12 protein-coding genes and 1 pseudogene are annotated in these 9,452 nt (G+C 39.4%); 12 read left to right on the plus strand and 1 reads right to left on the minus strand.

Annotated elements, in window-relative coordinates; translation table 11 throughout:
• Positions 1-82: 82 nt before the first annotated feature.
• On the plus strand, positions 83-1,783 hold the full coding sequence (locus tag AB1467_04060) for a glutamate--tRNA ligase (protein MEW6295441.1): 1,701 nt from the start codon (positions 83-85) through the stop codon (positions 1,781-1,783).
• Positions 1,784-1,798: 15 nt separating this feature from the next.
• Entirely contained in the window at positions 1,799-2,170 is a 372-nt protein-coding gene (locus tag AB1467_04065) for a hypothetical protein (protein MEW6295442.1), read from the plus strand.
• A 63-nt stretch (positions 2,171-2,233) separates the two neighbouring features.
• On the opposite strand, the gene AB1467_04070 is transcribed toward AB1467_04065, so the two are convergent.
• Positions 2,234-2,917 (minus strand): hypothetical protein, encoded by a 684-nt coding sequence (locus AB1467_04070; GenBank protein ID MEW6295443.1) that lies wholly within the window; start codon positions 2,915-2,917, stop codon positions 2,234-2,236.
• Between the two features lie 138 nt (positions 2,918-3,055).
• Here AB1467_04070 and rpl7ae point away from each other — a divergent pair, with 138 nt between their 5' ends.
• The 10 genes and pseudogenes from rpl7ae (at position 3,056) to AB1467_04120 (ending at position 9,447) form a co-directional block, all read left to right on the plus strand.
• Positions 3,056-3,421, plus strand: a complete 366-nt coding sequence (gene rpl7ae / locus AB1467_04075) for a 50S ribosomal protein L7Ae (GenBank protein MEW6295444.1) — start codon at positions 3,056-3,058, stop codon at positions 3,419-3,421.
• 17 nt (positions 3,422-3,438) lie between these two features.
• Positions 3,439-3,648 (plus strand): 30S ribosomal protein S28e, encoded by a 210-nt coding sequence (locus AB1467_04080; protein ID MEW6295445.1) that lies wholly within the window; start codon positions 3,439-3,441, stop codon positions 3,646-3,648.
• Positions 3,649-3,669: 21 nt separating this feature from the next.
• Positions 3,670-3,843, plus strand: a pseudogene (locus tag AB1467_04085) (50S ribosomal protein L24e).
• 68 nt (positions 3,844-3,911) lie between these two features.
• Positions 3,912-4,472 (plus strand): nucleoside-diphosphate kinase, encoded by a 561-nt coding sequence (locus tag AB1467_04090; GenBank protein ID MEW6295446.1) that lies wholly within the window; start codon positions 3,912-3,914, stop codon positions 4,470-4,472.
• A gap of 13 nt (positions 4,473-4,485) precedes the next feature.
• Positions 4,486-4,911, plus strand: a complete 426-nt coding sequence (dut, locus tag AB1467_04095; GenBank protein ID MEW6295447.1) for a dUTP diphosphatase — start codon at positions 4,486-4,488, stop codon at positions 4,909-4,911.
• 28 nt (positions 4,912-4,939) lie between these two features.
• Complete coding sequence (gene infB, locus AB1467_04100; GenBank protein MEW6295448.1) at positions 4,940-6,679, plus strand: translation initiation factor IF-2; 1,740 nt, start codon at positions 4,940-4,942, stop codon at positions 6,677-6,679.
• Between the two features lie 34 nt (positions 6,680-6,713).
• Positions 6,714-7,202, plus strand: a complete 489-nt coding sequence (locus tag AB1467_04105; GenBank protein ID MEW6295449.1) for a 30S ribosomal protein S6e — start codon at positions 6,714-6,716, stop codon at positions 7,200-7,202.
• Positions 7,203-7,208: 6 nt separating this feature from the next.
• A complete protein-coding gene (locus AB1467_04110; protein MEW6295450.1) occupies positions 7,209-8,423 on the plus strand; it encodes a translation initiation factor IF-2 subunit gamma in 1,215 nt (404 codons plus the stop codon).
• The gene (locus tag AB1467_04115; protein MEW6295451.1) at positions 8,407-8,799 is read left to right on the plus strand and encodes a PIN domain-containing protein; all 393 of its coding nucleotides are present in this window, start codon (positions 8,407-8,409) and stop codon (positions 8,797-8,799) included. The genes AB1467_04110 and AB1467_04115 overlap by 17 nt, the downstream gene beginning before the upstream one ends.
• Positions 8,800-8,823: 24 nt before the next feature.
• Positions 8,824-9,447 (plus strand): DNA-directed RNA polymerase, encoded by a 624-nt coding sequence (locus AB1467_04120; GenBank protein ID MEW6295452.1) that lies wholly within the window; start codon positions 8,824-8,826, stop codon positions 9,445-9,447.
• Positions 9,448-9,452: the final 5 nt, after the last annotated feature.

Raw genomic sequence — 9,452 nt, forward strand, 5'->3', positions numbered from 1 at the left:
TTTCTGCCTTAAAAAAAGTAAATCTTTTAATTAGAAGACAGCTAATTCTATTAGTGGCAGAAAAGTCTTTGGGTTGAAGAAAATGGAGCAGGTAATGAAGGACTTGGCGTACAAGTATGCAGTAAAGAATGCATTCGAGCACGAATTCAAGGCAGACCTCAAGGCAGTAATAGGAAAGCTTATTGCACTAGACAAGGATTTCTCAAAAAATTTAAGCAAGGAAATAAAGGAAGTCAACGAAATAGTCGAAAAAGTAAATTCAATGAAAAGAGAGGGAATAGAAAGAGAATACAAGAGGTTTGAAGGCAGCTATGAACTAAAGCCTCAGGAGCAAAGGGAAGGACTGAAAGAACTGGACTGGGCTCAAGAAGGAAAAATTGTTACAAGGTTTGCCCCAAACCCCAATGCGCCATTCCACATAGGCAATGCAAGGGCAGCATACATGAGCTATGCCTACACCAAAAAATATGGGGGAAAGTTCATTCTCAGGTTTGACGACACAGACCCTAAAGTAAAGAAATCAATAGAGAATGCAGAACAAATATTTTTGGAGGACTTGGAATGGTTAGGCATAAAGACTGACACAACATACTTTGCCTCTGACAGGCTTGAAATATATTTTAGGTATATGAGGAAACTAGTTTTAATGGGAAAAGCTTATGTGTGCACGTGCCAGAAAGAAGAATGGAAGAAATGCATTGATGCCAAAAAATGGTGCCCTTGCAGGGAGCTCCCGGAAGAAGTGCAATTGGAGAGATACGATAAAATGCAGAAGCACGAGTACAAGGAAGGAAAGGCAGTATTAAGGCTGAAAACAGACTTGAATTCAGATGACCCTTCAGTAAGGGACTGGTGGATGGCAAAAATTGTGGATGAACCAGAGCACCCGAGAATAAAAGTTCCAGTCCATGTCTGGCCTTCATATAATTTTGCTTCAGCAATAGACGACCACGAATTAAATGTGACTTACATTATAAGAGGGCAGGAGCACGCGCAGAACGCAGTAAAGCAGAAGTTCCTTTATGATTATTTAGGGTGGGTTTACCCTCATGTTTCATTGATTGGAAGAATTAAATTAGAGGGAGTAATACTAAGCAAGTCAGCAATAAACAAAGGAATAGAAGAAGGACTGTATCAGGGCTACGATGACCCAAGGCTTGGAACAATAAGGGCTTTAAGGAGGAGGGGCTTCAGGGCAGAGGTAATAATTGAAGCCCTTGAAGACATTGGAATAAAAAGCTCTGACGCAACCATTTCAATGAAGGCATTAATTGCAATGAACAAGAAACTGATCGACAGGGAAGCAGAGAGATTCACCTTCATTAATGACCCCATTAAATTCGATGTTCAGTTCGTGCCCAAAATGAAAGTAGAGAAAGTAATTCACCCAGACTTCCCAGAGAGAGGGGCAAGGGCTTATGAATTGAATGAAGGCACGCAAACATTCTATGTTCCAAAAAAAGAATTAGAGGGAATAAAGGAAGGCCAGGTCGTAAGATTGAGGCACGCAGTGAACGCCAAAATAGTTGAATTAAGTGAAGAAAGGGTTTTCGCTGAATTTGTGGGAACAGGAAAACTGGAGAACAACCCAATTATTTCCTGGGTTTTAGAGGAAGTGGGAGCATCAGTCTTAATGCCTGACGCAGAAAAATTGTATGGAATAATTGATTATGAGGCTTCATTAAAGGAAACAGGGTCTTACGTGCAGTTGGAGAAGTTTGGTTACGCCATAATTGACTCAAAAGACATGCACCAACTTAATCTATGGTTCTGCCACGAATGAAAAAGGAGGAGAAAAATGAAAACAACAATAGTTGCAGCAGCTGCAATCATAATAGGGGCAGCAATTCTCATAATACTGTTCTACTGGATTCCTAGAATGAGAAACAAAGCAGAAAACGAATTAAGAAGGCTTGAGAGAGAGCACTGGAATTACGTGCAGAAAAAAACAGAAAAGAAAAGCGAAACAAAAAACTATTACAGCAAGGAACTGGCCGGAATATCAAAAGCAAAAGACAAAGAAAAAAAACTACCAGAAGCAGCAAAAATTATTACAAGACAGAGAAGGCAGGGGACAACAATAGAAGACTGCACCAGAACACTCCACGCGTCAGGCTTCAGCGAAAAAGAAATAGAAGACATCCTCGAACAGTCAGACAAAATGATGTGAAACTCCAAGAGAACAATTCCTTTTTTAAACCTTTTTTGAGGAAAACTAGTCCCTCATAATGCACTAAATTTTGCCGGTTTTTTTGATTTTTTTAACAGTGTCATCAAAATCTTTGGCTAGTTTATCGACAATTACTCTAACACCATATTTTTCCAAAGCTTTGCCAGCCCTTCCAACACCAACAACATTCACAAAGTTGCCAGCCCTTTCACCACCAACATTAAACACAAATTCGCCAGCCCTTCCAACACCAACAACATTCACAAATCTGCCGGCCCTTTCACCACCAGCAGTTTTCAATAAATCTAAAAATGGTTTTCCGGTATTTTTTATAGAAATTAATTTGGTTAATTCTTCTTTTTTAACTAGCTTTAACAACTTGGTGAATTCGCTTCCGAGTCCTTTTCTTTCAATTGAATAAATTAATGCTTTAGTTCGCCTTGATTTTAATAAATACCCATACACTTTTATTCTTTCAATTAATTCTCGCCTGCCTTTAGACAAAATCTTTCTTTCAAGCCTGAATTCTCTTTTTGCCTTTGGTGGTTTTGGCTTGTTTTTAGCCTCAATATATTCGAGTTGTTTTTTTGAAAGAACAAGCCTTCCGTCCTTTGAAATTCTTGCGCCGCCCCTTAAAAGGCGTTCAGCTTCAATAACAGCAGAAGGCGTAGGAGCACCCCTGGCCATCAAACCAAAACTTCTCATCAAAGAAGGAGCCTTTCTGGGAATAGGTCTTTTGCCTTTCATGAATTCCTCACAATAACAATAAGCTTCATACTTATATAAAAACTTTTCGTGGCAGAATTATGTAAAGCTTTTTTTGAATTTAAGCCTATGACGATGAGCAGTTTTTGAAGGAAAAAACTGCAAGGAGGTTGATTGGAAATGACTGAATTCATAAGGTTCAGCGTAGGCAAAGAACTGAAAGAGAGGCAACTAGACTTACTGGAGAAAGCCAAGAAGACAGGAAAGATAAGGATTGGAATTAATGAAACAACAAAAGCCATAGAGAGAAGCCAGGCAAAGCTTGTCCTTATAGCAGAAGACGTTAACCCTAAAGAAATAGTAATGCACTTGCCTTTATTGTGCGAAGAAAAAAAGATTCCTTATTCTTATATAAGCACAAAAAAGGAGTTAGGCGAAAAAGCAGGGATTGAGGTAGGGACAGCGTCAATTGCAATAACAGACGAGGGCAGCGCAAAAAAGGAATTGGACGAAATAGTGAAGAAGGTAAGTGAATTGAAGAAATAAAGGTAAGGTGAAAAGAGATGGCAGAAGAAAGAGGAACTCCAGCTGAAGTAGTTGAAGTACTTCAAAGGACTGGAGTGCACGGGGAAATAATCCAAGTGCTGTGCAAGATACTGGACGGCCCAGAAAAAGGAAGGGTCAAGAGAAGGAATGTCAAGGGCAGCATAAGGAAAGGGGATATCATAATATTGCTGAACACTGAAAGGGAAGCAAAAGAAATAAAGGCATAAAGAAAAAAAAAGGTGGTTTAATTGAAATGCTCTTTTTGCGGAAGAGAGGTAATTAAAGGAACGGGAAAAATTGTAGTAAAAAAAGAAGGCACAATGCATTATTTCTGTTCAAACAAATGCGAAAAAAATTTGCTGAAACTGAAGAGGAATCCATTGAAAACCAAATGGACAAAAGAATTCAGGAAACAAAAGCAATTAAGCAAGCACGAGAAAAAGAAAGAGGAAGCTCCTAAAGCAAAGAAAAAAAAGAAAAGGTGAAAAAAATGGAGAGGACTGTAATAATCGTAAAACATGATGGAATCCAGAGAGGTCTTGCAGGGGAAATAATCAGAAGGTTTGAGCAGACAGGCCTCAAGATTGCGGGAATGAAGATGTTGCAGCCTACAAAAGAGCAGGCAGAAGTACAATACACGTTGACCGACGCATGGATTAAAAAGCTTGCAGCAAACACCAGGAAGGCAGCGCAAGAGAAAGGGATTGTGATAACAGAAACAGACAGGCAGATAGCAGAAAGAGTGCAGAAATATTTGAAGGATTACCTTACAGAAGGGCCTGTAATTGTAATGACATTCGAAGGATATCATGCAATTGAAATCGGAAGAAAAATTGTAGGCCACGCAGAGGCAAGGCAGGCAGAGATTGGGACAGTTAGGGGAGACTACAGCGTTGATTCATACGAACTTGCTGACGAAAGACAGAGGGCCATAAGAAACATTGTTCACGCTTCAGGAAACAAAGAGGAAGCGGAGAATGAGCTGAAGTTGTGGTTCAAGAAAGAGGAATTATATAACTACAAAAGGAAAGACTGGGAGATAATCCATTAAAAAGGTGAATAAAATGGAATTGAAGGTTCAGAGGCTGGATAAGGGAATTGAATTGCCAGATTACGCCCACGAAGGGGACGCAGCATTGGATTTAAGGTCAGCAGAAGAATTTGTATTGAAGCCGTTGGAGAAAAAGCTTGTGAAGACAGGAATTAAAGTGGCAATACCAAGAGAGCATGTCGGGTTGGTGTGGGACAGGAGCGGCCTGGCAGCAAAGAATGGCATTCATGTTCTGGCAGGAGTGATTGATTCAGGCTACAGGGGAGAAATCTGTGTTGTGCTAATAAATTTAGGGAAAGCAGAATTCATTGTAGAAAAAAATTCAAGGATAGCACAAATGCTCATACAGCCAGTGCAGACAGTGAAGGTAATTGAAACAGAATCATTAGAGGAAACAAGAAGGGGAGAAAAAGGTTTTGGGAGCACTGGAAACCATTAGTTTTTGAATAATTGATTGGTGAAAAAAGATGATAAGGAAGCCCATAATTGCAGTATTGGGGCACGTTGACTCAGGAAAAACCTCATTTTTGGATAGAATTAGAGGCACAACAATTGCAGCGCAAGAGGCAGGGGCAATAACACAGCACATTGGGGCAACAGAGGTGCCAATTGAAATAATAAAAGAATTATCCCAGGACTTATTGAAAAAATATCATTTCAGCCTGACAATCCCAGGCCTTTTATTCATTGACACTCCAGGCCACGAGGCATTCACAAATCTAAGGAAAAGAGGAGGCTCAATCGCAGACCTTGCAGTATTAATTATAGACATACAAAAAGGGATTGAACAGCAGACAGCAGAAGCAATAGAAATCCTGAAGGCATACAAGGTACCGTTCATTGCAGGCCTGACAAAAATAGACAAGCTCCAGCACTGGAACAGCAAGGAAGGCACATTCACAGCAAACCTGAAAGAGCAGAGCGAAGAAGCAAAAGAGGAATTAGACCAAAAATTGTATGGAATAGTAGGGCAGCTGCACAGCAAAGGATTCAACTCAGAAAGGTTTGACAGAGTGAAAGAACTCACAAAAGAAATTCCAATAGTGCCATTATGCAACAAGACAGGCGAAGGAATTCCAGAAATACTCATGTTCCTTGCAGGCCTGAGCCAGAAATATTTGGAGAAGAAATTAAGCATTCATGTTACAGGCCCAGGAAAAGGAACAATACTCGAAGTAAAAGACGAAAAAGGCCTGGGAAAAACAATTGACGTAATTTTATACGATGGAACAATAAGGACAGGCCAAGAGATTGCAGTGGGAGGAAAAAACGGGGCAATAAAAACAAAGATAAGGGCCCTGCTATTGCCAAAGCCCTTGGATGAAATCAGGAGCCCGCAAGAAAAATTCGATTCAGTGAAAGAAGTGCACGCAGCAGCAGGCCTGAAGATTGCAGCCCCCAATTTAGAGGAAGCAATAGCAGGAGCCCCTCTTAGAGTAATAGAAAAAGATACAGACTTAGAAGAAGTCCAGAAAGAAATTAAAAGCATTGAAATAGAATCAGATGATACAGGACCAATACTCAAAACAGACGCCTTAGGTTCATTAGAAGCAATAATCAAGCTGCTCGAAAAGCACGACCTCAAGGTAAGGAAGGCAAGCGTGGGGGAAGTAACAAGAAAAGACATAATTGAAATGGAATGCATGAAAGAAAAAGATGAAAATAAATGCGTCATAATAGCATTCAACACAAAGATCAACCCTGAAGCAGAAGCAGAAGCAGAAAAAAGAGGGGTAAAAATATTCAAGGAAAACATCGTATACAAATTAATTGAAGAATACGAAAAATGGATTAAAGAACAACAAGAAAAAGAAAAAAGGAAAGCATTAGAAGGAATAATGCTTCCAGCAAAAATAAAGATACTGCCAAGCTTTGTGTTTAGGAACTCAAAGCCTGCAATAGTGGGAGTGAAAGTGCTCGAAGGAAAGCTTGTGACAGGAGTAAAATTGATGAGGAAAGGAAAAAACATAGGAAAGGTAGACGCAATCCAGATGCAGGGAGAAAACAGGAAAGAAGCAGAAAAGGGAAGCGAGGTAGCAATATCAATTGATGGCGCAGTTGTGGGGAGAACAATAAAAGAAAAAGACGAACTCTTAACCTCAATACCTGAATCCCACATGAAAAGGCTTGAAGAGTATGGCTCCTTGGGCGAAGAAGAAAAAAAACTGATAGAAGAAATAAGGAAGTATCACCCAAAAAAAGAATAATAATATTTTTTAAAAAAAAGCGGAGGAATAAAAAATGCAATTGGTGTTAAGTGATCCTAAAACAGGAAAAGCTTACAGCAAAAAAATTGAGTCTCCTGCATTATTCTTGAACAAGAAAATAGGGGAGGAAATAAAACTGGATTCAGTAGGACTGGAAGGATACACAGCAAAAATAAAAGGCGGCTCAGACAAACAAGGCTTTCCAATGAACCAGAGCATCCAGGGAAGCATAAGAAAAAAGATATTCACTGGAAAAACAACAGGCTTCAGGCCAAAAAGAAAAGGAGAAAGAACAAGGAAAAGCGTTAGAGGAAACATCATAAGCAGCGAAATAGAGCAAGTGAATTTGACAGTAACAACATATGGAAGCAAGCCCTTAAGCGAAATCCTTGGAAAAGAACCAAAGGTTGAAGAGAAAAAAGAGTCAGTTAAAGAGCAAATGATAAAGGAGTCACTTGAAACAGTAGGAAAAGAGGGATTAGCAGAAGAAGCAAAGAAAGTAAAAGGAAAAGTAAAAAGGTAATATTGAATGAAAAAAGAAGAAAAAAAGGCAGAGGCAAAACAGGCAGAGGTAAACATAGGGCTTATTGGCCATGTAGACCACGGCAAAACGTCAATTACTTACGCGTTAAGCGGGAAATGGACTGACACCCATTCAGAGGAAATAAAGAGAGGAATTTCAATAAGATTAGGCTATGCGGACACAACCTTCTACAAGTGCACTAAATGCAAGGGAGCAGAAGCATTCACAACAAAAGAAAACTGCCCCAACTGCAAAGGAAAAGCATTAGAATTAAGGAAAGTAAGCTTTGTTGACGCTCCAGGACACGAAACATTAATGACCACAATGCTTTCGGGCGCAGCACTAATGCACGGCGCAATATTGGTTATAGCGGCAAACGAGCCCTGCCCTCAGCCGAGAACAGTAGAACACCTGATGGCATTGCAGATAGCAGAAATAAAAAATATTGTGGTAGCGCAAAATAAGATTGACTTAGTGGACAGGCAGGCAGCATTAGAAAACTACAACCAAATAAAAGAATTCCTGAAAGAGTACGGCTATGAAAACGCCCCAATAATTCCGACTGCAGCGCACTTCGGCACAAACATTGACTTGTTAATAGAAGCAATAGAGAAAAATATTCCAACACCAAAATTCGACAAAAAAAAGCCATTGAAAATGTATGTTGCAAGGTCTTTTGACATAAACAAGCCTGGCGCAAAGCCTGAAAAAATTCAAGGAGGAGTGCTTGGAGGCACAATAATACAAGGCACAGTAAAAGAAGGGGGCGAAATAGAATTAAGCCCTGGGTTTGAAGAAAAAAAATTAAAGGCAAAGGTTGTGCAGATAAGCATAAGTGACGGCATAATAAGAGAGGCGTCACCAGGAGGCCTGATAGCAATAAAGACCCTTCTTGACCCTTCGCTCACAAAAAACGACCAAATGAAAGGCCAGGTAATAGGCGCAATAGACAGCCTTCCTGAAGCAACAAGAAAACTGAAATTGAAGATAGAATACTTCAAAAGGCAGATAAAATTAAAGGAAAATGAACTGAAATTGAACGAAACAATTGTTGCAAGCATTGGCACAGCAGCAACTTTAGGTGTAATAACTTCAATTAAAAAAGATGAAATTGAATTGACGCTAAAATCAGGGGTAATGGCAGAAAAAGACCAAAAAGTGGCATTAAGCAAAAAAGAAAACATGAGATGGAGGCTAACAGCAATTGGAATCATCAAGTAAAACAAAAATTGCCTTGGACACAAACTTCCTTCTCTCAGTAAGCGAATTAAGGAAGGATTTGGTAGAGGAAATCAGGAAAGAATTTGGGGCAAGAGCAGAAATAATTGCGCCTGAAGCAGTAATAAAAGAAATAGAAAGATTGAAGGAAAGAGACAAAAGCACAGCAAAAAAATGCAGGATTGCATTAGAACTAATAAAAAAGAAGAAAATCAGGGTATTAAAAGGAAAAAAGGAAAATGCAGATAAAGAATTAATTGAATTAAGCATGAAAGGATTTATTATAGCAACAAACGATTCAATGCTAAAGAAAGAAATAAGAATGCTTGGAGGCAAAAATTTATTTTTAAGAAAGAAAACCTTAATTGAAATCCAATAAAAATAAAAAAAGGTGAAAAGAAAAATGTACGCCATGATAACACTCAAAGACACTGTAAGGGTCCCACCAAAAGAATTTGGGGGAAAACTGGACAATGCAGTCCTTAAAATTCTCAGGGAAGACTATGAAGGGTTAGTTGACGAAAGCATAGGAGTAATAATCTCAATAATTGAAGTGCTCAAGACAGGCGACGGAAAAGTCATTCCAGGAGACGGGGCAGCATACTACGAAACAGAATTCAATGCATTAGTCTACAAGCCTGAAATACAAGAGGTAGTAGAAGGAACAATAACAGAAATAACAGAATTCGGCGCCTTCCTGAGAACAGGGCCAATTGAAGGGCTCATCCATGTAAGCCAGGTAATGAACGACTACATAAATTACGACGCCAAAGCCCCTGCATTCATAGGAAAAGAAACAGGAAAGAAATTGGTTGTGGAAGACGAGGTTACAGCAAGGATAGCAACAGTAAGCCTCAAAGGAAGCATTCCAAACTCAAAGATAGGCCTCACAATGAGACAGCTGGGGCTAGGGAAAGAGGAATGGCTTGCAGCAGACCTGAAAAGAAAAGACAAAAAAGAAAGAGAAGAAAAGAGAAGAAAAAAAGAAGAAAAAAAGCCTGCAGCAAAAAAAAGCGAAAAGAAATAAAATTG

It is taken from the genome of Candidatus Diapherotrites archaeon (assembly GCA_040755695.1).
In the GTDB taxonomy this organism is placed as follows: Archaea; Iainarchaeota; Iainarchaeia; order Iainarchaeales; family 1-14-0-10-31-34; genus JBFMAK01.

What these genes read in the sequence shown, in the direction of transcription:
- rpl7ae (MEW6295444.1), top strand. Translation starts at nt 3,056, where the DNA reads ATGACTGAATTCATAAGGTTCAGCGTAGGCAAAGAACTGAAAGAGAGG.
- AB1467_04110 (MEW6295450.1), top strand. Translation starts at nt 7,209, where the DNA reads ATGAAAAAAGAAGAAAAAAAGGCAGAGGCAAAACAGGCAGAGGTAAAC.
- AB1467_04120 (MEW6295452.1), top strand. Translation starts at nt 8,824, where the DNA reads ATGTACGCCATGATAACACTCAAAGACACTGTAAGGGTCCCACCAAAA.
- AB1467_04060 (MEW6295441.1), top strand. Translation starts at nt 83, where the DNA reads ATGGAGCAGGTAATGAAGGACTTGGCGTACAAGTATGCAGTAAAGAAT.
- AB1467_04080 (MEW6295445.1), top strand. Translation starts at nt 3,439, where the DNA reads ATGGCAGAAGAAAGAGGAACTCCAGCTGAAGTAGTTGAAGTACTTCAA.
- AB1467_04065 (MEW6295442.1), top strand. Translation starts at nt 1,799, where the DNA reads ATGAAAACAACAATAGTTGCAGCAGCTGCAATCATAATAGGGGCAGCA.
- AB1467_04090 (MEW6295446.1), top strand. Translation starts at nt 3,912, where the DNA reads ATGGAGAGGACTGTAATAATCGTAAAACATGATGGAATCCAGAGAGGT.
- AB1467_04105 (MEW6295449.1), top strand. Translation starts at nt 6,714, where the DNA reads ATGCAATTGGTGTTAAGTGATCCTAAAACAGGAAAAGCTTACAGCAAA.
- infB (MEW6295448.1), top strand. Translation starts at nt 4,940, where the DNA reads ATGATAAGGAAGCCCATAATTGCAGTATTGGGGCACGTTGACTCAGGA.
- dut (MEW6295447.1), top strand. Translation starts at nt 4,486, where the DNA reads ATGGAATTGAAGGTTCAGAGGCTGGATAAGGGAATTGAATTGCCAGAT.
- AB1467_04070 (MEW6295443.1), bottom strand. Translation starts at nt 2,917, where the DNA reads ATGAAAGGCAAAAGACCTATTCCCAGAAAGGCTCCTTCTTTGATGAGA.